Raw genomic sequence first — 26399 nt, 5'->3', positions numbered from 1 at the left:
TCATTAAGCTCATAAGAAGAAGAGATCTTTTGGAGGTTTACCAGGTGGCGCCTTTATCCATTGATCTGGAAGTACGTTTTTTAAAATAAAGTGTAACTGATTATGAATATAATCTTCATTCATATACTCACGATCAAGGTGGGCAACGAGTCCATTTCCTCCTCCACCAACATTATTAGTAGAACCTGATGCTCCATTTCCAGAACCGTTTGGAACTATTTGACTTGTCGTTGGTATATCACTCATCAAATCGTTAACATCATTTTGTCCTTCAAGCAGTTTAGATAATGATTGTTCAATGTCCTTATTTAAGACAGTATGATTACCTGCATCAATCAATTCATTCATCCATTGAGAAACTGAACCCTTGCGATCTAATTCATTTAAATCATTCATTTCATCATCTAGAACATTAATATGTTCTAGCGCATCCAGATTATTTTCATTATCTTGTTGTAAATCCTCTTGATCTGGTATACTTGGGTTTACTGGACTACTTGGATTAGAAATCTCTTCCTCAGAGTTTTCATTTGGTTGGTCGCCATTTCCGGGGATTTGGGTTTCTTCTCCAGGTTGTTCATTATCTTTTGAACCATCATGAATTGGATCTTGATCAGAATTCGTCCCCTCGTTTTGAGGAATGTTCCCTTCATCTTCAGGATTGGTTGTATTTGAGTTTGGTTTTCCATTTTCATTCTTTTCAAATTCACCTGCTCCAATATGGACATCCCCAATTGGAGAATCCTCTAGGTCAATAATGATGATTCCTCCAGAAGTAGTTTTTCCTTCACTTGTTTCTTTTTGATTAAAGTCTATTACACCTAAATGGCTGTCTCCTAATATCGGATTAACAATTTCCCCGTTAACTAAGCTTGCGTGCAATTCCTTACTATCAGAAGTCTGTATGGCATTAACTTCAGCTAATCCTAAATGGGCGTCCCCAACAATAGAATCTTGAAGATCTGTTATTAATAAGCCACCGTGGAAATTACTTGAATCTTGAGACCACTGTTTACTTCCTTCAATAACACCTAAATGTGCATTGCCAATCTTATTGTTTAAGTTGATTGCTGCTAATCCTCCAGAAACACTATTCTGAGTTTCTGAACTTTCGACATTACTAGGTAATACCCCTACATTTAAATCTCCGAGAATCATAGAATTATTAAGTCCAATTCCCAATAACTGATTTTTTGAGGAAAGGACCTCCCCTGATGCAGACTTTTGACTGCCTCCAGAGATTAGATCGATACTGGCATCCCCAATCAAAGGCAAACTTAAACCAAGATTTAAAACGCCCCAATTTGATGAATCATTTAAACTCAGGCCTAATAGTGAAGGTTGGAATTGGCCATTTTCATTCATATTTGCACCTAAAAGACTAAGTTTAAGACCTAGGAGGTTAATACTCAAAAGTGGTTTCGGTTCAATTACCTTTGTGGAAATTGGTTCTTCTTTATTCTGTACGGAATCTCCGGATTCTATTAAGTCAGCGGATAATTTTGTTTTATCTGCTGATTGTTTTCCTTGATTATCAGCAACTTCTAAGAGTGAACCATCTTTATCATTTTTCCCTTCATCGATAGTAGTGGGTTCGTCTGATAATTCCAAACCACTCTGATCTTGTTCTGTTCCGTCCATTTCCCCCAATAATTCTTTTTGGGATTCATCCTGGATTTGAACTGGAATATTCTGTTCTTTATCCATCCCCTTTGTCTGATCCGCATCTCCCTGGATATTGATTTGATGTTCCCGTTCATTTGAATTAACAGATGAGTCCCCATATATAGGGGGGATTGCGGTTGTTTGCTCCGCCTGCTCCAAATCCAAAGGTTTTCCAATTTCTTCTGCTTGAATAACATTAGGCATAGAAAACAAAACACAGGAAGAAAATAGACAAATGAATCCTTTTTTCAATCTTTTCACCTCCCCTCCTCACTAAATATTGAACATTGTTAATTCTTACAAACTGTTCAATTGAAATCAATAAGCATAAAAAATCAGGAAATTATTACTGTTTTCAAAGAATGTTCACTTTTTCTTCTGCACCTATTCATTTTATTAGTACCAAATGATGATACAATTGTTAAATTATTGAAATTTGTATCACTCTTTTCTACTATTTCCTTTTTTCTTATTCCTAGATAATCATTGTTAAAATTCGCTAAATTTTCACATTTTATAAATAATTGGTCCCAAAAAAGGAATAATTTTTGGAGTTAGGCTAGGTTTTTCAACTCACAACTTTTACTTTCAGGCGGGACAAGGATAAATCTGTCCAAATTCTACGCACAAAAAAGGCCTAGAATCTCTGGATGCACAATCAGCACTTTCTAGACCAAACTATTTTCACATTTGCTTTATCATCTGACCCTGTTCAACAAATTTTCTCCTTTCTCCTTCTATGCAATTGTTTTGATTTGTTATAATATGGTATATCTATTTTGGAGGGATGAAGATGGGAAAGTATCTTGCTGCCATTTTACTAATAACCTTAGGCGCATTTGTTTCGCTTAGCTTACTGTTTTTTATTGATCATACAATGATTTACAGCATTTCGTTTATATTTATTCTATTAATCTCAATCGTTATTGGTTTACAAATGAAAATGATAGATATGTTGAAAAAAGAATAAATATTTGAACCCAGTGCTAAAGATTACGTTTCTATCCACAACTGTACTGGGCCTTTTATCATTGATTCCATAATAGCATTAGAACTCGATTTCCAACAAAAACAATGACAAAAATACAAGCAAAAGCGGGTTTCCCTGATATATAAAATAAAATGGTAGGAAGTCCGAAAAAAACTGCCTCCAAAATTAATTGATAAGAAGTTGACAAGGTAATGGGCGCCTTAGGAGATCCGAGCATTCCCCAGACAAGCGCAATTGCTAGTGGTGCGCCTATTCCTAAAAGTCCTTTCATCCAGTTTCCATGTCCCGTTTTAAATCCCCAATATCCAGCCATCCATAATGCGAATAATTCTAAAATAAAACGAAGAAACAGATTCCCCATTTTCAATATTTCCACTCATTTTCCTTCCTTTCATAAAAAATTCGGTTCTTATAAATGAGGAAAGCGGCGTTCACATTCATTTACAAAAAGTCAAAAAGTGCTAAAATCAGTTTCATAGTGTGAAAAGACAGTTTTGAACACATTAACTTAAAGTAGTAAAATAAAACTTTATGAACTTATGTAGTTTTATAGGGATAACAGGTTTATTTTTTTATAAAGGAGTATGCTTTAGACATGAGTTATATTCAGCGTGGGACTCACACATTTAAAATGGTTAACATTGCATTATTTGCGGGTGGTTTTAATACGTTTGCGATTCTATGGGGAACGCAGCCATTACTTCCTGAAATCAGCAAGCAATTTCATATTTCACCTACGATTTCTAGCTTAAGTTTATCCTCAACAACGATTGCATTAGCGATTAGTATGTTAATTGCCGGTTCCTTGTCAGAGGTGTTTGGACGAAAGTCAGTAATGACGATTTCTTTGCTTGCTTCTTCCATCCTATCTATTCTGACAGCCTTAAGCCCAAGCTTTCATTTATTAATTCTATGTAGAATTTTACAAGGAATTACGCTAGCTGGTTTGCCGGCTGTCGCCATGGCTTATTTGGGTGAAGAAATTGAACCGCAAAGCTTAGGATTGGCCATGGGATTATATATAAGCGGCAATTCCATCGGTGGGATGACCGGGCGGATTATCAGTGGAATTTTAACCGATATCTTTAATTGGCATGTAGCCTTAGCGGGGATTGGAATCATTAGCTTAATTGCCAGCATTGCCTTCTGGTTCATTTTACCAAAATCCACCCATTTTAAGCCACGAAAATTAGAACTCAACACCTTAATTAAATCCCTTTTCATTCAATTTAAAGAGCCGGGATTGATTTATCTATTTTTTATTGGCTTTATTTTAATGGGCTGCTTTGTCTCTTTATATAACTACATTGGCTTTCAACTGGTCGCTCCTCCTTATTCCTTAAGTCAAACTTTAGTTGGCTTTTTGTTTGTCGTTTATATTGTGGGAACATTTAGCTCGACTTGGATGGGGATGTTAGCTGATCAATACGGGAAGAAAAAATTATTACAAATTTCGCTGATGATTTTATTAGTAGGAGCTTTTATCACATTAAATTCTAATTTATTGATTAAAATATTGGGAATTGCCATTTTTACTTATGGCTTTTTTGCTGGACATTCTATTGCGAGTGGCTGGGTTGGACAATTAGCAACTCATGATAAAGCACAAGCATCTGCCCTGTATTTATTTTTCTATTATGTTGGTTCAAGTATTGGCGGAACTGTAAGTGGTACATTTTACAGCAGCCATGGCTGGAGTGGTGTTGTAGCGATGATCGGAACTCTTGCCTTCATTTCCATTTTGTTAGCCTTCCGCTTAGGAAGTCTGGCAACCAGAAGATATAAGCATACTCCCCATAGTGTTTAAAAGATTTTGGGAGAAGAGATTTTTTTCAAATACATGAATATATCATCCGCATGAAAAAGAGCTGTCCGAAAAATAATTTTAAGCTCGAATAAGTTAACATGTTAAACCCAAGAATGCTGAAATAACATCATTCTTGGGTTTATAGTTTGAGCAAAATGGATCCTAAAATGTGCATTTTAGACATCCCCTCATGACAAATGAATGATTAACCTTCAATTACCTTTGATCGCAGAGGAGCAAATTTAGGTAGAATTTCCTTCTGCATCAGCGGTTCATAAGTTTCAACACGTCGATCTCTAAAGAAATGAAGAATTCTCCGAGTCTTTTCGATTTCATGTAAATCGATCTCTTGAACTAGGATGCCTTCTTCCTTGTCAAGTTCTGCAAGGATATTTCCCAATGGATCGCTAATAAAAGTCCCACCATAAAAATGCATTTCCCTTTCCTTTCCAACTCGATTGGTTGCTGCCACAAAAACGCCATTACTTATCCCGTGAGCAGATATTGCCTTCTGCCAAGTGGATCTTGTTGATAATTCAGGATGATCAGGCTCAGAGCCAATGGCTGAAGGATAGAATAAAATTTCGGCACCTTTTAAGGAAAGAATTCTTGCCACCTCAGGAAACCATTCATCCCAACAGATTCCAATTCCTATTTTTCCAAATATTGTTTCATAAACAGGATAACCCGTATTTCCTGGGACAAAATAGTATTTTTCATGATACTGTGGTCCATCTGGAATATGATTTTTTCTCGTAATTCCTAAGCATTCACCATTTGTATCAAAGATTGCTGCACTATTAAAATAAATCCCTGCTCCTGCCCTTTCATAAAATGGAACGATTAAAACAGCCCCTAAAATTCTCGCCAATTCGCTCATCTCAGTCAACATTTCACTATGAAGATCTTCAGCTAAATCATAATTCTTAACATTTACAGTTTGTGGAAAATATTGAGATGAAAATAGTTCTTGTAAACAAATAATTTGCGCCCCATTTTTAGCGGCCTCAATAATTTTCCCTTTCGTTTTTTGAATATTTTGCTGAATATTTTCTCCGCATTCCAATTGAATCAGACCAATTTTAACCTTTGACATCACAAACGACCCCTTTGTTTGAAAGATTTTAAACGGTTGGAACAGATTGGTTTTCAAAAATTACTTTTCCATCCATAATGGTCAGTTTCACTTCTGTCTGAAGAATTTCTTTTGTAGGTATAGCAAATAAATTTTTATTTAATACAACGATATCTGCTAGTTTTCCAACCTCTAAGGTTCCTAACTCTTTTTCTCTAAAAGAGCCGTAGGCAGGAACGGATGTATAATTCTTCAAAGCTTGGGCTAAAGAAATTCCCTCCCCTTTCTCCCATGGATTTCTCGATAAATCTTCTCTTGTAATAGCATGATAAATACCATTCATCGGATTTAGAGAAACAACTGGAAAATCCGTGCCAAAGGCAATTTTTGCCCCTGTATCGCTTACAGTTTTTATCGGATAGTAAAGAGGTTGTTGTTGTTCACTAATCCTTGAGGTATATGCTTGACTTTCCATTAATCCGATATGATAAGGTTGAAAGGAAGCGATAACTCCAAGCTCTTTAAAACGATAAATATCATCTGGATGCAATACTTCCACATGTTCAATAACATGTCTGGAATCTCTGCTTCCATTTTCGCCTCTTGCTTCTTCAAACGCATCCAATGCTAACCGCACGGCCGCATTGCCTATCGCGTGAAAACGAATTTGAAATCCTTGTTTATCAGCCTGTTTGACGATGGCCTTAATCTTTTCAGGTGATTGAGTCGTTCCTCCTCTTGTTTCAGAAGAATCAAGATAAGGCTCAAGTAGAAAAGCAGTATGTCCAGTAACAACTCCGTCGATAAATTGCTTTAACCCGGATAAAGATAAGCATGGCGAATGATACTTTGCATGTAATTGCTGAGCTTCCTTCAAATCATTTCTTAATTCGGGGGAGAAATGAATTCGGGTTGTTAACCTTCCATCCTGTTCAAATTCCGAGAATAATTCTATATCCTCTAATTGATTAGGGGCAATCTTCGCTCCATATAAATCATTAACAGAAGTAATTCCAAATTTTGCTGTCTCATTTAAAAATCCTTGTAATAATTGTACTCGCTCTTCTTTTGACATTTGGTAAGCATAATCTGTTGCATACCCCATAGCATGTTCAAATAAAATTCCTGTTACCTGTCCATATTCATCCTTCCCGATTTCTCCATATTCCGGGTTGGGATTTTCTTCCGTTAATTGGATGACTTCCATGGCTTTACTATTAATCCATGCATAGTGGACCTCTGCATTAAATAATAAAACAGGTCGATCTGCAATATATGAATCTAGTACTCTTCGATGAGGAAGCTCTTTTTGATCCCAACTTGTATGATCCCAGCCAATTCCGATAATCCAATCATCTCCTGGTCTCTTTTCAGCAAAACCCGCAACCATTTCGGCAACTTCCGCTGCTGATTTCGTATTAAATAATGAGACACTTTCTTTTTCCATGATACTCCCCATCATAATATGCATATGAAAGTCATGAAATCCTGGAAGAATCAGTTCATCCTCCATATCATATACTTTTGTATTCTCTCCAATACAGTCTTGCAGTTCTTCCTTTGTGCCAATCGCCGTAATGATATTATTCGTAACTGCAATGGCAGCAGGAATAGGTTCATCCTGTAATCCTGTAAATACATGATGACTTGAAAGAAGCAAATCTGCTTTTGTCATGAAGCATTCCTCCCAATAATTGATATCAAATATTCATCTCACTTGTTTCTATTTGATCAATGGATAATTCTGGCGGACTTTGACTAAACAATTTCGTCATCGAAAGAAGAATGAGAAATCCAATGGCGAACCATGAAAAACCTAGAATCAATGCCTTTTTATCTAGATTAGCCCATAACCAAATAGAAAAACCAGCCCCTATCAACGGAATCATTAAATATAGGAGAAAATCAAATTTCTTTCTCAGTTTTTCACGTATAAAATAATGAGAAATAACCGATAAATTAACGAAAGTAAATGCAACGAGTGCCCCAAAATTGATAAAAGAAGAGGCTGTGACTAAGTCTACGAAAAATGCTGTCAACATAAACACACTTACTATTAAAATATTCACTGCGGGAGTACGATATTTTGCATGAATTTGTCCAAAAACCTTTTTTGGAAGAACTCCATCTCTTCCCATTCCATATAAGAGTCTTGAAACACTTGCATGTGAGGATAATCCCGAAGCCAATGCCCCTGTTATATAGCCACCTAAGAAAATGGATTCAAACAACTTCCCTCCGATATATTTAGCAATTTCAAGTGAGGCTGAATCCGCATCCTTAAATGCGTGATATTGCGGATAAACGAGATGCAAGAAATAGGAGATTAGGATGAATAGCGCTCCGCCTATCAGAGCGACTAGAAATATCGCTTTGGGGAGATTTTTTCGAGGGTCAATAGTTTCCTCTGAAAATGTGGTAACAGAATCAAAACCTAAAAAGGAAAGACATAATACGGAGGCACCCGTTAATACATATGAAAACGGAATATCCCCGTTAATAAACGGGGAACTCATGAATAGAGTCCCTGACCCCATTCCATTTACTAATCCTTTGATTGAGAGAATAAAAAAGATAAGGATAATAAAAAATTGACAAGATATTAATAAGAGGTTAACCTTCGTAGCAATTTTGACCCCAATTACATTCACAATGGTTATCAAAACGATATATCCAATAAGCCAAACAGAAAATGGGACGGAAGGAAAATAAGCATGTAAATAGATTCCAAGCAACAGTCCATTGATCATGGGTAAAAATAGATAATCTAATAAAATCACCCAGCCCACCATAAAGCCCACATGTGAATTTATCGCTTTTTGCGTATATGTATAAGCGGATCCAGAGACGGGGAACGCTTTAACCATTTTTCCGTAGCTGTATGCCGTAAATAGCATTCCAATTAAAGCAACAATATATGCAGCCGGAACCATTCCTTCTGTGATTTGTGCAACAACCCCATATGTAGAAAATACTGTGGTGGGTGCCATATAGGCTAATCCAAAAATGACTAAAGGAAATACGGTTAAGGATCTTTGTAGCCTTACATTTTTCATCTTCCACTCTCCCTTTTTTTAATAGATTGATCATACAATTAATGTTTTTCATTATATAAATACTATTTATGCAAGTTTCGTACCAAATTCATTTTTGTGAATTTTCTTAAAATTTGCAAAAAATTCCTTTCCTTTTATTCATTCTTACATAAATTATGCATATCTGAATAATACAATCCTTTTTTATCAAAATAATATGTTCTCTTATCCGATAAATATTTTGTTATTGACAAGTTGTTAATGATGGTTTTATAATTATCTCGAATTAAAGATAATTTAATTCAAAATAAAATATTGTTTTTAAAAGAAAATATTTACTAAAGTTTCAATTCAAAAAGGAGTCGATTATATGTTAAAGAAATTAGATAGCCAAAACATGGGAAGCAGCAATCTTGGGTGGCTTAGGAGTAAATTTCACTTTTCATTTTCGGAGTATTACAATCCAGATAATATTCAATTTGGAGTCTTGCGCGTAATCAATGATGATTTAATCGATCCCCACACAGGATTTAATACACATCCCCATCAAAATATGGAGATTATCACTTATGTTGTGAATGGTCAGCTAACCCATCGAGATAGCATGGGCAATGACAATACTATTACCCGCGGACACGTGCAATATATGAGTGCAGGAACAGGAGTTTTCCATAGTGAACATAATCGGGGAAAAGATCTATTACGATTATTGCAAATATGGATTTTTCCAGATGAAATCGGACACACTCCAAATTATGGTGATCAGCCCTTTCAATTCGAAGACAGACATAATCAATGGCTACACGTTGTATCAAATATGGAAGGCCATGCTCCAATACAGATTCATCAAGATGCAAATATTTACGCCCTAGAATTAGATAAAGGCAAAGAAATTAGCTTTCCGGTTAAACAAGGCAGACAAGCCTACTTAGTCCAAATTGAAGGAAACTCAACCATTAATTCTATCCAATTAGATTCCAGAGATGGAATGGAAATTGTTGAAGAAGACATTACCATTAAAGCAGATGAGGCTTCCCATATTTTATTAATTGAAATGGAAAAATCAGCATAATGATTTTAAAATTCAAGCACCCAATCGCTTTTACAAAGTTTGGTGTGCTTTTTTTTTGTATTTACTTTACAAGAGAATCCTTTTTTATAAATAAAGTTTGTGTGGGGATACCTTTGGAGTTTGAGCCACTGGAATTAAGCTTAACTTGAGATAACTTTTAAAAGTTTTATTTGGACAATTTCAAACCGTTATTCAGGTTGGCGCCCATTTGAAAATCTATTTAACTTTCAAATAGGCCCTAAAACAAAAAGAAGATTGCCCCAAAAAACAAGTTTTTGAAACAACCTTCTCTCTATTTTTTCTAATATCCTAAACCAACTTATGAGCATACCATTTATTTCCTTTAAATCGCCATTCAAAAATAATCCCGCGAACGGCCCATTCGCCAATCATCGCCAACCAAACACCTGTAATCCCAAATCCTAAGGTAATTCCTAGAACATATCCAGAAACTACCCGGAACAGCCACATGGTTAGTAGAGAAGTGATAGAGGTAAAGTTAGAATCTCCCGCTGCACGCAAAGCTGATGGTAGAACAAAAGCTGGTGACCATAAAATTGGTTGTGCAATTGCCGTGATTAATACCAAAATAAAAATGGTATGTTGAATCTCATCAGGTGAAGAAAACATTTTCATCAATGCCGGAAATAGAGGTAACAGAATTGCTGATGTCACCACATATAAAATCGAAGAAAGTCCAATGAACGATTTAATAAATTTTCTGGCATCCCCGATATTTCTTCTTCCCATACATTGACCAACTACAGTTAATATCGAAATACTTAAAGAATTCGGTCCAATTTGAAATAATAATGTGATCGAGTTACTAATAGCATTTGCAGTTAAGGCTAATGTGCCTAACTGAACAATAAATGTCTGTGTTAGAAGCTTTCCCCCATTAAAAAACAATTGCTCTGCAGCAAAGGGAAGTCCAATAAACATGATTTTTTTCAATATAGTAAAATCAATCCTTAGTGCATTTCTAAATTTAAAACTCAAGGTCCGATTATATTTCTTAATATAGGTAATCGATGCTAGCATCCCAATAACTCTAGCAACGATCGTTGAAATCACAAGTCCAATTACTCCCATATGTAAAGTCGTAATTAATAACACATTGAGACCCGTATTGGTTAAATTCATTAATAATGACAGACTTAAGCAAGGCTTTGTCTCTCCTACACCTCTCAGAGCTCCACTCACAGCCTGAAATATAGCAATAAACGGATAAGAAATACAGCTACCAATCAAGTAAATCTTCGCATTTTGAAAAACATCCAGATCTACTTTTCCAAAAAGGAGCTTTAAAGTTGGTTCATTAAAAATGATAACAAATGCACTAATCAAAAGGGAAAATATCGTAACAGCAGAAATAGCCTGTGTTGCCGTTTTGGAAACCATCGCGGCATTTCGACTCCCTTTGTACTGCGCAACAATAACTGTTCCACCAGTTGCCACAGCGATAAATACGTTTACCAGGAAAATATTTAAAGAATCTACCATACTGACCGCACTAACTGCAGCTACTCCAGCCGAGCTGATCATGGCGGTATTTAGTAGACTCATAAATATTAAAAATGCCTGATCTACTAATATCGGGATAATAAGGGCAATAACCTGCTTATAATTAAGCGAATCACCAGTCAAATATTTATCTAATAAACATACCGTTTTTTTCCTAATTATTGGTTCTATTCTAATCACTACACTACACTACACTTCTTTGTTGTATTTGTTTCTATCTCAAACATGCATTAAAAATGAACAGGAATTATTATATCACGATAAATCTGAAAGGGAAGTGTCTTTTTGGTGAACATAGGGCCTGTTCTCTGCTTCCAAATGTATACGAGGGCGGCACGAGGCATTTCAAAATCATAATAGAAGTGCAGCATTAACCTTGATTAAAGATAAAGTGGGTTATAAAAGATTAACCAATTAATAGGTGGAAGAATCCGACCTCAAAAGTAAAAATAATAATAAGCCGATATTTATGTCACGGCAAATTATTATTCCAATATTCTAATAATTTATGTAAATAGACTTCCATTACTCGTTCGAATGGATTTATATAACTTTTATGAACCAAATCCATTTAATTTTTTGGCAGAGCTGTACAGGGCGATTATAGGAAGCAAAAAACCGTCCCCTTGCTTGCTGTTAAAGACTAAATTTTACTAACTATCAAACTAATCATCTATAAACATCTCCATTTATGGTATTATATAGGAAATATGATTTATTTTATGGAAGGAGAATGTTGATGGAACAGATAGGAAATGCGATTCAAGATATTTATCCAGAGGATGTGGCTTGGTGCTATGGTTGTGGCCGTTTAAATGAGAGCGGTTACCATTTTCGAACAGGATGGGATGAGGAGAAGGAAAAAACGCTCACCATTTATTCTCCCAAACCAGAGCATACCGCTATTCCAGGCTTTGTATACGGCGGATTAATTGCCTCCTTAATAGATTGCCACGGAACAGGTTCTGCTTCTTTATTTCTTCATCGAAAAAATGGTCATGAAATTGGGGATGGCATCACCCCGCCAAGATTTGTTACCGGATCATTAAGGGTAAATTTCTTAAAGCCCACTCCGAATGATTTTCTACTAATAGCGATTGGAAACGTAACAGAAATTCATCCTAAGAAATTCAAAGTGGAAACGATTGTTTATGCCGGTAACGAGCAGGTTGCATGTGGGGAAGTAATTGCCGTAGTCATGCCAGAAACCTTTGCCAAAAAATAAAGAAACGCTTTTTTTATCACACCATTTTAACCCAACAAGTTGATCTATTGTCTTTCTTATTATCTGACTCACAATGGCCTATTGTGAGTCATTCCCCATATTTATTAAACAGTTATCTTTTATTCTTCTCTTTTAAATAGAATAATTTTTATTATCATTGACATTATTGTGAAAAAATAATATAGTAACACAAACAAATACTTTAACGCTAAAAAGCGTTTAAGTGAAAAAGAAATTATAAATCTGTCAAGCAGACCAAGTAAAATCACTATTCGCAGCATGAAGAGACTAGATGGTTGGTGTAAATCTGGGCAATAATGATTTGAAATACAACTGCATGAAACAATGACAGAAACGAATCAAGTGGATAGATCAGTTCTATCAAATAGGGTGGTACCGCGGAGCTCCTTCGTCCCTAGAGTGGAAGGGGCTTTTTGTATGCACAAAAATCATTTGCCCCATTCTCGATTAAGAATGAAAATCAAAAGAATGAAAGGTGAATTCCAAATGCAACATGATCAAGCAGTACTTAAACTTAAGCCTTTAGAGGCACTCATTGTCACTTTAATCATTTTTGGAACCATTAGTTTTTCTATTATTCATTATCAAGTGGTTCCGCATACCCCTATTATGGTCGCTATTTTTCTCTTACTCTTATATGGATTTTGGAAGAAGGTAACCATTAAGGATTTAGAAATTGGAATGATTGAAGGAGCAAAATCCGGACTTGGAGCAATTTTTATCTTTTTCTTTATAGGAATGCTCATTAGCAGCTGGATGGCAAGCGGCACCATTCCTACTTTTATTTATTTAGCTTTAAATGCTGTAAGTGGAAAATATTTCTTTGCAGTCGCCTTTATCGTTTCTTCCGTTGTGGGGATAAGTATCGGAAGCTCGCTTACAACAGCAGCTACAATTGGTGTTGTGTTCATTAGTGTTAGTTCTGTCCTAGGGATTTCAACGGTAATTACTGCGGGAGCGGTTATTTCAGGTGCATTTTTTGGAGATAAGATGTCCCCATTATCCGACACATGCAATCTTGCATCCATGGTAGTGAAAGTCGATTTATTTGACCATATAAGAAATATGATGTGGACAACGGTGCCGGCATTTATTTTATCGACGATATTCTATGCATTCCTATCACCTAAATCAGCGAATACAGATTTTAAAAAGCTTGCATTGTTAAAAAGCACGTTAAATCAGATGGATCTTGTCCATTGGTATTCACTCATTCCCTTTTTGGTCTTGATTATTTTAGCGATCAAAAAGGTATCTGCTATCGTGACTTTATCTATGGGAATCTTCTCCGCAATTCTGACTAGTTTATTTGTCCAAAAGGATTATGGATTGGGTAAGATCTTTGAAGTTTTATATGCGGGTTATCAGGCTCATAGTGGAGTTAAAGAAATTGATTCATTGCTAACACGCGGCGGAATGGAGAGTATGTTTTTTTCCATTTCGATGGTTTTCCTTGCATTAGCAATGGGTGGACTTCTTTTTAAGTTAGGCATTCTTCCTGCTCTTTTGGATGGAATAAAAAGATTTTTAAATCGAGCTCCTATATTAATCAGTACAACGGCTATAACCTCAATTGGGATTAACTATTTACTTGGTGAACAATATTTATCCATTCTTTTGCCGGGAAATGCATACCAGGAATCCTATCACAAAGCTGGACTCCATCCAAGAAATCTCTCCCGCGTTTTAGAGGATGCCGGCACTGTTGTAAATCCATTAGTCCCATGGAGTGTTTGCGGAGTCTTCTTAACAGGGGTTTTAGGAGTTTCAACAATGGATTACTTTCCATTTGCATTCTTTTGTTTGCTTTCACCCGTCTTGACCATTTTATTTGGAATAACAGGATTGACCATTTCAAAAGAATAGTAGAATGATAAAATAAGAACCGGATTCAAATAGAATCTGGTTCTTATTTCTATAGAGCAATAGACATTACGCTAACCTCTGATAATCTGATATTGATTAACAGGGCGGCCAATTCCTCCATATTCAATTTGAATCTCAACTCGCCCAATTTGTTCTAGATACTCTAAATAGCGTCTTGCTGTGACGCGAGCAATTCCGATCCCTTCTGCCACATCCTCAGCCGAAGTCGCTTCCTTTTTATCCTGTAAAAAGTGAATAACCTTCTCGAGCGTATGCTGGTTCAATCCTTTTGGAAGCTCTGCCTTTTTTTGTTTTTCGTGTGAAAATAATAAGTGATCTAATTCCTGCTGAGAAAATGTTTCCTGCTTTTGCATTCGTTCATGATAATGGCGATAATTTGATAACGCTTGTTGGATACGATCAAATTTAAAAGGCTTCATGATATAATCGATTGCCCCATATTGCAGGCAATCGCGAATCGTTTTCATATCGCTTGCAGCAGTAATGGCAATGATGTCCGTTCCTAGATTTTCTTTTCGGACTTGTTTAATGGTTGTTCTGCCATCCTGACTAGGCATATAAATATCTATTAAAGCTAGATCCGGCTTCATTTGTTTGATTAATCGAATTCCTTCAATCCCATTAGAAGCACAACCTATTACCTCATATCCTTCTACCTTCTCAACAAATTGCTTATTAATTTCTTGAACCATTGGATCATCTTCGATTAATAGAACGCGAATCAACTCTTCCCCCATTAAGCATCCCCCCATTCTTATTTTGCAAAAGTGATAATAAAGGTCGTACCCTTTCCAAGTTCAGATTCTACTTTAATCTCACCTTGCCCTTTTTCTACAATTTCTTTTATTAAATATAAGCCGAATCCTCGATTCTCCTTATCTTTTGTTGAGAAACCCTTTTTAAAAATAAGGGACTGGATCTCTTCTGGAATTCCCTTTCCATTGTCCTCAATTAAGATGGATAATAAGTCCTTATTTTGTTCGATGCTAATATACATATTTTTTTCTGCTTTCATACTGTCGGCAAATGAATCGAAAGCATTTTCAATTAAATTCCCAAAAATAATAACAAAATCATGCTCATCCAGTGGGGCCGGAAAGGATTCTAGTACACTGTTTCGATCAATATGTAATTGGATACCTAACTCCTTTGCCCGACTTACTTTGCTAAATAATAAGCCCGAAATACTTTCACTCTTGATTTTTTTTGATAAAAATTGAGTCAGCTCTGCCTGCTCCTCGGTTGTATGAAAAATATAGTCCAGCGCTTTTTTATGATGGCCTAACTGAAGCAGACCAGCAATTGTATGGAGCTTATTCATATGCTCATGATTTTGAACTCTTAGCGCGCTGACAAATGCTTTGACCCCTGTTAATTCTTCTGCGAGTTTTTTCACTTCCGTACGATCTTGGAAGATGGCAACAGCCCCAATAATTTCTTCATTGACTTTAATTGGAATCCGATTACTAACGATATTTTGCCCCCTAACCTTTAACTCCTTATTATAAATTGGTTTTTTAATCTCAAGAATTTCTGGTAATCTCGTGTCCTGAACAATCTTTAAAATATTTTCACCAATTACATCGCCAGAAACACCCATCATTTTCTTCGCTTTATCATTAAAAACGGTAATTCTTTCATCTTTATCGATGGCAATAATCCCCTCATGCATGGCATTGAAGGTTTCCGTTCGTTCCAAAACGAGTTGGGCAATCTCATGGGGCTCCAAATTATACATCTGCCTTTTCATTTTCGAAGCAAGCAGCCATGCCCCCCAGCCTCCAAACAAAAGAGAAATCGCTCCCGCTAAGAAAATTTCCACTCTTAAATCCCAAATCAGCTCAAATAATGAAGGAAGCAAATATCCCACTAACACAACGCCAACTTGTTTATGATCCTTATTCATAATAGGAACAAAGGCGCGAATAACTGTTCCCACTTCTCCCTTTGCTTTCGTCGTGTAAGTGAGTTCGGCAAATGCCTTGTTTTCATCTGAACCATATGATCTTTTTCCTATCAAGGCTGGAATTGGATGGGATAAACGGATATGATTCATATCCATAACGACGATATAGTCAGCATGATGAATAATCCGCAACGTTTCGACCCGATCACGAATTTTCATTTTTTGTGCAACTGATCCCGAAATATCTGATTTTATCTCAACATCCTCCGCAATGGTTTGAGCAGCAAGAATTGCTCTCTGCCTTAAATCATCCTCTTTTGAGTCGATAAAATTACTTATAATAACAATTCCAGCAAGTAGCAGAGAAAGGCCCACAATAAAAAATATCAATGCGGTTATCTTGGATTGAATGGAAAAACGCTTCATCATGAGGATTCCTTTCTCTTAAAATCTGACAAATATCCAAACAAAAGAAAAATTATTTTGAAAAAATGAATATTATCGAATATTTACTTAAATAATTTTATCACAGAAAACGATTACATGATAAAATTAATAGATAATAGACGTGGGAGGGAATATGTAAGTGAAGTATTTAATCGGTACTAGTTTACTAGTGATCTTCATTATCTTATATATCCTTTTCCATCCATTGGACTTTTTAAGTGGAAAAGAGCTTCCTTTTGATGATGAGCAGGAAGGTTTATCAAATCAAATTGTCATTCGCTTCAGTCATGTTGTTGCAGAAAATACCCCAAAAGGATTAGCAGCACAAAAGTTTGCCCAGCTTGTTGAGCAAAAAACAAATGGGCTGGTAAAGGTGGAGGTCTTCCCAAATGCCCGTTTATATACAGACGACGAGGAACTGAAGGCACTAAGAAATAATGATGTCCAAATGATTGCCCCCTCTTTATCGAAAATGACTAAATTAAATTCTGACTGGGGACTTTTTGATTTGCCATTTTTATTTCAAAACAAAGAAGATATTGCATCTTTCCTTTCTAGTAAAGCAGGAAAGAAATTTTTAACCTTGCATGAAGATGAAGGAATCAAAGGGCTGGCGCTTTGGAGTAATGGATTTAAACAGATGACAAGCAATGTAAATCCTGTCCAGCATCCTGAAGACTTTGTCGGCCAACGATTTCGTATTATGCCCAGTGATATTATTGCTGAACAATTTCAAGCCTTAGGTGCATCCCCCATCGAGGTTCCTTTTGACCAATTATATTCAGCCCTTCAAGAGGATCAGTTTGATGGTCAGGAAAATACGATATCCAATATCTATTCAAGACGCATCTATGGATTCCAAAAGTATTTGACCATTAGCAATCACGGCTTTTTAGGGTATGCCGTTCTCATAAATGAAAAATTTTGGAACAGCCTCCCTGATAAAGTGAAACCAAAAATTCAAGAGGCTATGAATGAAACCACCAATTGGATGATTTCCCAATCCCAAAAAATGAATGACGATCAATTAAAATGGATTGAAAAAGAATCCTCCATCCAAATTCATTATTTATCAGATAAAGACAAAATGGAGTGGTACCCAAAATTCAAACCCGTCTATCACAAGTTTCTTCAATCTGTTCATTCTAAGGAATTGAAGAAATTTGCGGAAGAAAGAATGGAACAAATGGAGACACAGTAATTCGGCTGTGCCTCTTTTCTTTTTCTCTCAAAAAAATAAACAAATTTGAATCACATACTATTTTTTAACCAAGTTACGATTCGAAGAACTTGAAAGGATTTAAACCAGGTGATGTAAAAGAATACAAGGAAAAAAATAATAAGGGAAATAACCTTTAAATTCCCCTTTTCCCTTTTCAAAATGGAACAAAAAACAAATATCATTCCGATCATAAAACAAACAAGCCCGATAATGACAATAACTTCAAAATAACCCTCTATCATCCAATTTATTCCGAATAATAGCGAACCTAAAACCATAAACACAAATGACCAATGGCTGAATGACTTCATCTTCATCCTCCTCAAGATGATAATACTATTTTTTAGGGCGTCAATTCCTATATTTTTTAATTTTACTAGATATGTCCATAGAAAGACCTTGCCTGAACAATATGAAAAAAGTTTGTGACCAAAAAGACCAAAAAGAACATTATCACCAAAAATATAAAAATTCGCAAATTTCTTTTAATATGAAATTAAGGGGACTGAAAGCGTTATCAGAAACCACAAGGGGGTCTTTAACAAATGAAAATAAATTTCCGCAATCTAACAGTCCAAGTGATAATCGGAATTATTCTCGGAATCATCATTGGTTTTGCCTTTCCGGAATTCGGAGCAAAGCTTAAGGTATTAGCCGATATATTTATTAAACTCATTAAAATGGTTATTGCACCAATCATCTTCTTTACGATTGTAATTGGTATTGGCAATATGGGAGACTTAAAGAAGGTCGGGAGAATTGGCGGCAAGGCCCTTATCTACTTTGAAGTCGTTACGACATTTGCCTTAGCTATTGGAATTACAGTCGTATCCATCATTCGACCAGGACATGGCTTTAATACAAAAGCAGCAACCGGAGCCGATGTTGCCCAATATACAAAAGCAGCCGCTGAAACAAGTCATGGATTCATGGATTTCATTTTAGGAATTGTCCCAGAAAATGCCGTAGCAGCACTAGCTGGTGGTGACTTATTACCTATTTTATTCTTTGCCGTTCTTTTTGGAGTTTCAGCCGCAATGCTCGGAGAAAAGGTCAAACCTGTGATCTCTTTATTTGAAAAAATATCAGAAATCTTCTTTATGATCGTTAATATTGTTATGAAGGTTTCACCAATTGCCGCATTTGGCGCCATGGCTTATACAATAGGGAATTTTGGAATCGGTTCTCTCGTTTCATTGGCAAAATTAATGGGCTCCGTTTATCTCACAATGGCGATCTTTATTATTGTGGTCCTTGGTTTAATTGCCAAAATGTTTAAATTTAATATTTTTAGCTATTTAAAATATATTAAAGATGAAATCTTGCTTGTGTTAGGAACTTCCTCTTCCGAATCAGCATTACCAAAAATGATGGAAAAGCTTGAGAAATATGGCTGCTCTAAATCAGTTGTTGGTCTTGTCGTTCCAACTGGCTATTCCTTTAACTTAGATGGGACTTCCATTTATTTATCCATGGCAACGGTATTTATTGCACAAGCATATGGAGTCCACTTAAGCGTCATACAACTGTTGACTCTACTTGGAATATTAATGCTAACATCTAAAGGAGCTGCAGGGGTAACAGGTTCAGGCTTTATCACTTTAGCTGCAACACTAGCCGCTTTCCCTATGATTCCAGTAGAAGGAATTGCCCTTATTATCGGGGTTGACCGCTTCATGTCAGAAGCACGTGCCATCACCAACTTAATTGGAAATGGAGTTGCAACCATCGTTATTTCGAAAACGGAAAATGAATTTCATTCAGCAGAAGCAGTGCAAAATGCACCTTCCCTTTCCACTGTTGATAGTAAATCCATGCGAGCTATTTCAAAATAATGATAGGTACAAAAAGAAGCTAACCATTCACGAGTTAGCTTCTTTTTATTTTATTTAATCTTCCCTTGTTTGATTAAACCTAAAACCAATGGAACTCCCATTCCTAAAATAACAATGGGAAGTAACCAAACACCCAATTCAAATCCCCAGTCCAATGCTATTGAGATCGATTCAAATAAGAGGAGAGAAAAGATAATAAAACAAATATTTTTCAATTGATTCAACATCTTCCGATTATGTAAATAAAAAAGTTCTGCATTACTTTCATTAAAACGCTGAGGAAAATTATAAACTTGTGGATAATTTTCCAATATTTGCATTAGGATGCCAATAAAAATTCCGAAACCTGGCAAAGTCCAAAGCTCCCATCTTCTCCCCCAGCGATTCACCTCACCGGAAAAATCAAAATGAGCCGGTACCTTTTCCGGAAGAGACTTCCAAACAAAGAGTAATAGAATCACTGATCCGACAAAAAAGAAATAGCCGATACCATTCCAAATCCATTCTCCCCTTGTTTTGGGGATATTTAATTTTGGCCTCTCATTTGCCATCTAATCCACCTCCTCATGTTGATCTAAAATTAGTCTCAACTTTTATTTTACCATAGTCGAACTATTCACCATAAATTACATTATTTTTTAAATACTGGTATGATGAATTTAGGGAATTTTCTGGTAATTAATTCTTTTCCTTGTCATTTTAAGTTTCATCGATTCTAATTATAAAATTTTTATAAAGTTTCCAGTTTTATTAAACTAGTATTTTATGATTTTTATTGGGAGAGGGATGTCATGAAACACTCAATTTTATTAGTTGAAGATGATCGAGAAATCGCCTTAAATATTCGCGAATATTTATTAAAAAGAAATTTTCTTGTAACATGGGCTACGACTGGATTTGAAGGTTGGGAGGATTTTCGTAAGGGAAATTACTCCTTAGCAATAATCGATTTAATGCTCCCAGAGATGGATGGTTTTACCCTATGTCAAAATATACGTTGGGAAAGCGATCTTCCCCTCCTTATTCTAAGTGCACGAAGTGAGGAGGATGATAAGGTACGAAGTTTAAAGCTTGGAGCAGATGATTACTTGACTAAGCCCTTTAGCTTAAGAGAACTTGAGGCAAGAATTGAATCCCATTTAAGAAGATATAATCGATATCTTGGTAAAAATGAGATGGAAGAGTCATTTATTTTTTTAGATGGTCTGTCTCTTTTCCCGGAAAAAAGAATAGTTCTATTGAATGGCATAGAAGTTACCTTAACAAATAAAGAGTATTCAATCCTTGTATTACTAGCTAAAAATCCTCAACATACATTTTCAAAAAAGGAATTATATGAACATATTTGGGAGGAGACAGATAATGAGGGGAATAATACCATAACCGTTCATATGAAAAGCTTAAGAGCAAAATTAAATGATTCTCCAAAAAAGCCAAAATTTATCCAAACGGTCTGGGGTACAGGTTATCGTTTTATAGGGGAACTCAGCAATGAAAATTAAATTTTGGCTAATGGGGTCCTATTTAATTGTGATGATTATCCCAATTATCTTTCTCTTTTTCCTTGTCCATCTAGTACAATCCTATGACAATAAACAGGAAATGCTCGATTACCTTGAAGTACAGAATAAGTTGGATCTTTATGACCGCCTTCTTGCCAATCCGATTCTTTATACTACAGGGGATGTCTCAGAATATGACCGTTTAGAAAACTATACTCAAAATCAGATCACCTTCACTTTATATAATTCAGAAGGATTTGTACGCTTTTCAACCGGACCCAATGCAGAAACTATGATGAAAAAGAGTTTAGCTAATATCTATCAAGGACTTTATGAAATAAAACCAAACTACAAATCATTTGTTTATAAAAGGCCTGTCTTTTCAAACAATAAATTAATCGGTTTTTATGAAATCACTTTTCTCCGACTTGACTGGCTAGGTGGAGTTGAAAAAAGAAAAGCACTAGCAATCATCCTCTATATTTCTATATTTATTGTGATTTATTCTTTAGCAATTTTCATGTTAAAGAAAAAACTTTTTTCTCCATTGCAATTATTGATGAATGCTATGAATGCCTTTGCAAAAGGGGAAATAGTTAAAAGTGTGCCAAAGAAGAAGGATGAAATAGGAGAATTGATCACTCATTTTGAAAAAATGCAATTTGAAATTAACCAAAAAGAAGCTGCTATTCAAGCCATTCAAGAACAAAAGCAATATATGATTGCTTCAATATCCCATGATATCAAAACTCCGTTAACAGTCATTCGTACTTCTGCAGAGGGAATGATAGATGACGGAATGGACAGCAAAAATGGTCAAGATAAAATTCAAATGATTTTAGGAAAAACAGATTATATTCACCAATTAATTGATGATTTAACAGTTTTCAATCTTCTCCAATCCAGCCATTACGTGCTCGAAACAGGGGAAGTGGAAGGTCAGGAATTTTTTGAAATGGTGTTATCAGATTATGAAACAATAGCATCTTCCGCTGAAATAACATTGATACATTACATTAACGTAGCAGGCCATTATCTTGTTAATACGAAACAAATATTAAGACTATTTGATAATTTAATTCTCAACGCCATTCATCATACGGAAAAAGGATCATCCATTTGGATTTGTGCCTTCACCCTTTGTGACACTCTTCCTACATTTCTTTTTCCTACGGCAAAAGAATGGATTATAAAAAATCAAGATAAAAATGGTGTTTGGTTAGTTGTTCAAAATGAAGGTGAGACATTTTCCATAGATGAGCAGGAAAAGCTCTTTGAGCCTCTCTATCAAAGAGATCCTTCAAGATCCAAAATATCAAAATTAGGAAACAGGGGAAGTGGCTTAGGATTATCCATTTCGAAAATGATTATTGAAAGACTTGAAGGAAATATCGTGATGACCTCTTCAGAAGGATTCGGAATCACTGTAATTGGCTTTCTCCCAAACTATCAGTTTATCAACAAAGGAGAAGTGAGATGAGTAAGGTAGTTAAATATTTATCTCCCGTCCTTCTCTTTTGTTTATTAACAGGTTGCGCACCCAAATTGCAGTCTATATCACCAAAGTTCCTTTTAGAAAACACGATTGAACGTAGCGAAAAACCAACCTATTCAAAATTTTATCAAGAATTAGAAACAACCACTTCAATCAAAGGAAAAATCGTCAATACTCAGCAATTAAAGGTATGGGAAGATACCATTTCAAGAAGGGCCAATTATGAATTAACAGATTCAGAAAATGGGACATTTTATACAATCATGTCAGATAAGTATATGACTCTTTATAAAAAAGGAAATAAGAATGCAACCGTTAAACCTTTATCCTTCCCTCATCCTGATTCTTTTCTATTATTTAAGGATGAAGTGATTCAAAAACTTAATGAATTAAGAACAAACCATCAGATTCAACTAATTGGAGATGAAAAAATTTCCAATGAACAAACCTATCATTTACAAGCAGTTCCAAAAGATGAAAATCAGATTCTCGGTGAACAACATCTATGGATTAGTCAAAAGTCTTGGATGATTCTAAAGCAAAGCTACCAGATAGAAGATAAATTTGTTGTGGTTCGAGTGAAAAAAATTGAGCGAAATGTAAAAATCCCTCAAAGTCGCTTTACTTTACCAAATTCAGACAAAATCCATTTTCAGTATGAACCAAAGTATATTGAAGATATCATCACAAATAAACAATTAATGAAACTAAACTATTTAACCTTAAAACCGAATAAGAGAATAACTACTTTTAAAGTTAAGAAACTGTTCTCACCACAAGAAGGAATTGAGATTCTATTTTTAAAAGATGGAGCAGAATTTCTCTTATTAAAGGCAGTTGAATTAAACAGTGAGGACATAAATGACGTTCGACCTAATGTTCCAAGTAATTTGAAGTTTTTTAACCAGCCTGTATCCGTCCAACCTATTCCTGGGGTAGGGATTCAATTAATGTGGACGTGGGACAAAAAACGGTATGAAGCTCTCTACTTTAATCAATTTGCAACAAAGCATGAACTAAATCAATTATTATCACAATTTAAATAAAAGTATATGAAGGTGGGATTCCATTGAAAAAAATTATGATTCCATTTATCTTCTTAGTTAGTCTCGTAAGCTTAAACGTTACAAAAGTACATGCTAATGATACTTCAATAATCACAGATTGTGATCATGAATTTGCCCAGGCATTAGAAACATATTTAAATGATACCATTAATTACTACCACAAGAACTCCTCCAAAATATTAGATTCAATCGATCTGCAAGGGAATGTTATCAAAACCATTCAAACAGATGATCCGAAAACACCTGAAAATGAAGAAAAAACTGAAGAATATACATCACATATCATCACGGGATATATTGAATATGAGCAAAAAAGGGATAAACTCTTTGTATTTAAGAAAAGAGATGTTTATTATTACGATCTAGATAAAAAGGAATTTCTCGCAGCAAATAATGTCTTTGGCAATCCAGAAATAAAGGCTTTTTTTCAAAAATATATGCATCATTTAGATAAAACCATGACACCTTTTTCAAGCACTTTGGCAATGATCCTGATTTCAAGTATCTTAATCATTCCATTTTTGATCATGATTTCTTATGATCAAGGGAACTCGATCAAAAAGACAAGATTACAACCTACTATAAGTAGAAGATACTGACAATATTGTTGGATAGAAGGTTAGTGATATATAGGGGTACCATAGTTGAAAATGATAGTTTTGGTACCCTATTCATTTAATAGTTTGTCCTAGTTTATTCCCACATCAACTTTTTGTCTATCGTTTAGATTTGAACGATTTTTTTCTTTACCTGTTCACTTTATCTATTGTTCATCCATCTTACAAATAATCTAGTTCAAATTCTCAGTGTGAATAAATTAGTTTCAGCTTTTTCTTGCCTAAGCCTTCATGCTAAAGACCACGCTATTTTATTTTCTCCTTCCATTCTTTTTTAACCTCACGAACTGGAATCTTGATAGTAAAAGTGGTCCCTTTCCCAACCTCACTTTCGACCAGTATATTTCCCTCATGCATTTCGATAATTTTTTTGACAATGGAAAGTCCAAGGCCGCTTCCTCCTTTTGAACGGTCTCTTGCCTTATCCACTTTGTAAAACCGTTCAAAAATATGAATTTGATCCTCTTTCGAAATTCCAATTCCGGTATCACAAATTTTGATGATAGCTTCCCCATTGACTTGCTGTAAACGAACATAAATCTTTCCTGAATTTGGTGTAAATTTAATACTATTATAAAGAAGATTCATCCAGACTTGACTCATTAAATCCTTATCTGCCCATACCATTACATGATCAAGTGAAGCCTCCATATCTATATCTTTTTCCGTCCAATTGGGTTCACAAGCCAATATGATATTTCGGATTTGATGATCCAACCGATATTCTATCCGTTCAAAAGACTGTTGCTCGGATTCTAATGATGTGAGTTTTAATAGATTGTCACTTAATTTTGATAACCTTCTGCACTCTGTTTCAATAATCGTTAAATAATGCTTTCGTTCATCTTGTGTCAGCTCGTCATATTGAAGCGCTCTTGCAAACCCTCCTATAGAGGTTAATGGCGACTGAATTTCATGAGAAACATTAGAAATAAATTCCTGCCGCATTTCTTCCATTTGTTTTAATTGCTTTGCCATATCATTAATATGATCAATGAGAAGGGTAAAATCATTCCTTCTATTGATATTAAAATCCAATTTTACATTAAAATCACCATGTGCAATTTTTCTTAATGCTTCGATAATTTCATTGAAAAAATTTCGTTGCTTGGTACGAGTGAAAAGATGAATGATAAAACCAATTAAACCCAATACTAAAAAGCCAAATAAAGTCTCAATTAAATGTAAAAAATAATCAAGAAAATGGAAATGGAGAAGATTCACAATAAAATAACCTGCTGTAAAACTAAATCCAAATAGAATTATTCCATAGATAAATCCCAGTAGATGTCTGAAAAAACGCTTTAATTTCATACTCTTACCTCAAATCGGTATCCCAATCCCCTCATCGTCTGTATGCGAAAAGGAAATTCTGACTCAGAGAAGCGCTCACGCAATCTTTTAATATGAACATCTACTGTTCGTTCATCCCCTTCGTAATCATAACCCCAAATATCTTCAATTAGCTCCTCCCTTGAAAATGTCTTCCCGGGGTAGCTGGCCAATTTAAACAATAGTTCAAACTCCTTTAATGGGATTGTGTAATCCATCTCCTTAAAAGAAATTTCATGGGTTTTCCGATTTAACTGAAAGTCACCAATATTCACTGTTTGCGAGACCGTTATTTTATATCGTTTCAATAAAGCCTTTACCCTGACCAGTAACTCGATTGGATCAAACGGCTTAACCAGGTAATCGTCCGCGCCAAGTCCAAATCCCTTTACCTTTTGTGAGGTTTCTCCTTTGGCTGTAAGCATTAGAATGGGCATATCACTAAAGCTTCGAAGCTCTTGGCATAGCTCCCATCCATCCATATAAGGCATCATTACATCAATAATGGCTAAGTCCATTTTGATCTTTTCCATTAAATCTAACGCTTGAACACCATCGGCCGCTTCATATAGCTCAAATCCTTCTTTTTTTAAAAAAAGATGAACCAATTCACGAATATGCGCGTCATCATCGACGACCACTATTTTCGTCATCTACTTTCATTCCTTTCATCC

General features: G+C 35.4%; 23 protein-coding genes. 11 read left to right on the top strand and 12 right to left on the bottom strand.

The features are described 5' to 3' along the window. Positions 1 to 9: 9 nt before the first annotated feature. The gene (locus ACE38V_RS01635; protein WP_375839391.1) at positions 10 to 1917 is read right to left on the bottom strand and encodes a hypothetical protein; all 1908 of its coding nucleotides are present in this window, start codon (positions 1915 to 1917) and stop codon (positions 10 to 12) included. Positions 1918 to 2458: 541 nt separating this feature from the next. Between ACE38V_RS01635 and ACE38V_RS01630 the strand changes: the two genes are divergently transcribed. Beyond that, positions 2459 to 2635, top strand: a complete 177-nt coding sequence (locus ACE38V_RS01630; RefSeq protein WP_375839390.1) for a hypothetical protein — start codon at positions 2459 to 2461, stop codon at positions 2633 to 2635. 58 nt (positions 2636 to 2693) lie between these two features. Here the strand turns inward: ACE38V_RS01630 and ACE38V_RS01625 are convergent, their stop codons facing one another. Continuing rightward, positions 2694 to 3032: a YrdB family protein gene (locus tag ACE38V_RS01625; RefSeq protein WP_375839389.1), complete on the bottom strand. Its 339-nt coding sequence runs from the start codon at positions 3030 to 3032 to the stop codon at positions 2694 to 2696. A 219-nt stretch (positions 3033 to 3251) separates the two neighbouring features. On the opposite strand from ACE38V_RS01625, the gene ACE38V_RS01620 reads away from it, so the two are divergent. Then, positions 3252 to 4463: an MFS transporter gene (locus tag ACE38V_RS01620; protein WP_375839388.1), complete on the top strand. Its 1212-nt coding sequence runs from the start codon at positions 3252 to 3254 to the stop codon at positions 4461 to 4463. 205 nt (positions 4464 to 4668) lie between these two features. Here the strand turns inward: ACE38V_RS01620 and ACE38V_RS01615 are convergent, their stop codons facing one another. The 3 genes from ACE38V_RS01615 to ACE38V_RS01605 are packed head-to-tail and all read right to left on the bottom strand — an operon-like array spanning position 4669 to position 8594. After that, positions 4669 to 5559 (bottom strand): carbon-nitrogen hydrolase, encoded by an 891-nt coding sequence (locus ACE38V_RS01615; protein ID WP_375839387.1) that lies wholly within the window; start codon positions 5557 to 5559, stop codon positions 4669 to 4671. 28 nt (positions 5560 to 5587) lie between these two features. Continuing rightward, positions 5588 to 7213: an amidohydrolase gene (locus ACE38V_RS01610; protein WP_375839386.1), complete on the bottom strand. Its 1626-nt coding sequence runs from the start codon at positions 7211 to 7213 to the stop codon at positions 5588 to 5590. Positions 7214 to 7238: 25 nt separating this feature from the next. Next, on the bottom strand, positions 7239 to 8594 hold the full coding sequence (locus tag ACE38V_RS01605; RefSeq protein WP_375839385.1) for an APC family permease: 1356 nt from the start codon (positions 8592 to 8594) through the stop codon (positions 7239 to 7241). A 349-nt stretch (positions 8595 to 8943) separates the two neighbouring features. On the opposite strand from ACE38V_RS01605, the gene ACE38V_RS01600 reads away from it, so the two are divergent. Then, complete coding sequence (locus ACE38V_RS01600; protein WP_375839384.1) at positions 8944 to 9645, top strand: pirin family protein; 702 nt, start codon at positions 8944 to 8946, stop codon at positions 9643 to 9645. 309 nt (positions 9646 to 9954) lie between these two features. Here ACE38V_RS01600 and ACE38V_RS01595 read toward each other — a convergent pair whose 3' ends face one another. Continuing rightward, a complete protein-coding gene (locus ACE38V_RS01595; protein ID WP_375839383.1) occupies positions 9955 to 11349 on the bottom strand; it encodes an MATE family efflux transporter in 1395 nt (464 codons plus the stop codon). Between the two features lie 559 nt (positions 11350 to 11908). On the opposite strand from ACE38V_RS01595, the gene ACE38V_RS01590 reads away from it, so the two are divergent. Next, entirely contained in the window at positions 11909 to 12394 is a 486-nt protein-coding gene (locus ACE38V_RS01590) for a PaaI family thioesterase (RefSeq protein ID WP_375839382.1), read from the top strand. Positions 12395 to 12901: 507 nt separating this feature from the next. Beyond that, the gene (gene nhaC, locus ACE38V_RS01585; RefSeq protein WP_375839653.1) at positions 12902 to 14281 is read left to right on the top strand and encodes a Na+/H+ antiporter NhaC; all 1380 of its coding nucleotides are present in this window, start codon (positions 12902 to 12904) and stop codon (positions 14279 to 14281) included. A gap of 71 nt (positions 14282 to 14352) precedes the next feature. Here nhaC and ACE38V_RS01580 read toward each other — a convergent pair whose 3' ends face one another. Both ACE38V_RS01580 and ACE38V_RS01575 read right to left on the bottom strand, forming a co-directional pair. Next, a complete protein-coding gene (locus tag ACE38V_RS01580; RefSeq protein WP_375839652.1) occupies positions 14353 to 15027 on the bottom strand; it encodes a response regulator in 675 nt (224 codons plus the stop codon). Positions 15028 to 15056: 29 nt separating this feature from the next. After that, positions 15057 to 16634 (bottom strand): ATP-binding protein, encoded by a 1578-nt coding sequence (locus ACE38V_RS01575; RefSeq protein ID WP_375839381.1) that lies wholly within the window; start codon positions 16632 to 16634, stop codon positions 15057 to 15059. A gap of 160 nt (positions 16635 to 16794) precedes the next feature. Here ACE38V_RS01575 and ACE38V_RS01570 point away from each other — a divergent pair, with 160 nt between their 5' ends. After that, positions 16795 to 17856 (top strand): DctP family TRAP transporter solute-binding subunit, encoded by a 1062-nt coding sequence (locus tag ACE38V_RS01570; RefSeq protein WP_375839380.1) that lies wholly within the window; start codon positions 16795 to 16797, stop codon positions 17854 to 17856. 50 nt (positions 17857 to 17906) lie between these two features. Here the strand turns inward: ACE38V_RS01570 and ACE38V_RS01565 are convergent, their stop codons facing one another. Further along, on the bottom strand, positions 17907 to 18188 hold the full coding sequence (locus tag ACE38V_RS01565) for a hypothetical protein (protein ID WP_375839379.1): 282 nt from the start codon (positions 18186 to 18188) through the stop codon (positions 17907 to 17909). Positions 18189 to 18422: 234 nt separating this feature from the next. On the opposite strand from ACE38V_RS01565, the gene dctA reads away from it, so the two are divergent. After that, positions 18423 to 19712 carry a C4-dicarboxylate transporter DctA gene (gene dctA, locus ACE38V_RS01560; RefSeq protein ID WP_375839378.1) on the top strand — a complete coding sequence of 430 codons (1290 nt, stop codon included), beginning with the start codon at positions 18423 to 18425 and terminating at the stop codon, positions 19710 to 19712. A gap of 50 nt (positions 19713 to 19762) precedes the next feature. On the opposite strand, the gene ACE38V_RS01555 is transcribed toward dctA, so the two are convergent. Beyond that, on the bottom strand, positions 19763 to 20263 hold the full coding sequence (locus ACE38V_RS01555; protein ID WP_375839377.1) for a DUF1648 domain-containing protein: 501 nt from the start codon (positions 20261 to 20263) through the stop codon (positions 19763 to 19765). A gap of 240 nt (positions 20264 to 20503) precedes the next feature. Between ACE38V_RS01555 and ACE38V_RS01550 the strand changes: the two genes are divergently transcribed. From ACE38V_RS01550 to ACE38V_RS01535, 4 genes are read left to right on the top strand one after another with little or no spacing between them, the layout of a single operon-like run. After that, the gene (locus ACE38V_RS01550; protein ID WP_375839376.1) at positions 20504 to 21214 is read left to right on the top strand and encodes a response regulator transcription factor; all 711 of its coding nucleotides are present in this window, start codon (positions 20504 to 20506) and stop codon (positions 21212 to 21214) included. Next, positions 21204 to 22694 carry a HAMP domain-containing sensor histidine kinase gene (locus ACE38V_RS01545; RefSeq protein WP_375839375.1) on the top strand — a complete coding sequence of 497 codons (1491 nt, stop codon included), beginning with the start codon at positions 21204 to 21206 and terminating at the stop codon, positions 22692 to 22694. Before ACE38V_RS01550 ends, ACE38V_RS01545 begins: the two co-directional genes overlap by 11 nt. Next, positions 22691 to 23755 (top strand): LolA family protein, encoded by a 1065-nt coding sequence (locus tag ACE38V_RS01540; protein WP_375839374.1) that lies wholly within the window; start codon positions 22691 to 22693, stop codon positions 23753 to 23755. The genes ACE38V_RS01545 and ACE38V_RS01540 overlap by 4 nt, the downstream gene beginning before the upstream one ends. Before the next feature lie 23 nt (positions 23756 to 23778). Beyond that, complete coding sequence (locus ACE38V_RS01535; protein ID WP_375839373.1) at positions 23779 to 24375, top strand: hypothetical protein; 597 nt, start codon at positions 23779 to 23781, stop codon at positions 24373 to 24375. 264 nt (positions 24376 to 24639) lie between these two features. On the opposite strand, the gene ACE38V_RS01530 is transcribed toward ACE38V_RS01535, so the two are convergent. Together ACE38V_RS01530 and ACE38V_RS01525 are read right to left on the bottom strand one after the other, a co-directional pair. Then, complete coding sequence (locus ACE38V_RS01530) at positions 24640 to 25707, bottom strand: sensor histidine kinase (protein WP_375839372.1); 1068 nt, start codon at positions 25705 to 25707, stop codon at positions 24640 to 24642. After that, the gene (locus ACE38V_RS01525) at positions 25704 to 26378 is read right to left on the bottom strand and encodes a response regulator transcription factor (protein WP_375839371.1); all 675 of its coding nucleotides are present in this window, start codon (positions 26376 to 26378) and stop codon (positions 25704 to 25706) included. The genes ACE38V_RS01530 and ACE38V_RS01525 overlap by 4 nt, the downstream gene beginning before the upstream one ends. Positions 26379 to 26399 lie beyond the last annotated feature (21 nt).

It is taken from the genome of Cytobacillus sp. Hz8, assembly GCF_042263505.1.
Taxonomy (GTDB): domain Bacteria; phylum Bacillota; class Bacilli; order Bacillales; family Cytobacillaceae; genus Bacillus_BE.
This window is presented reverse-complemented; position numbering and strand designations above follow the sequence as displayed.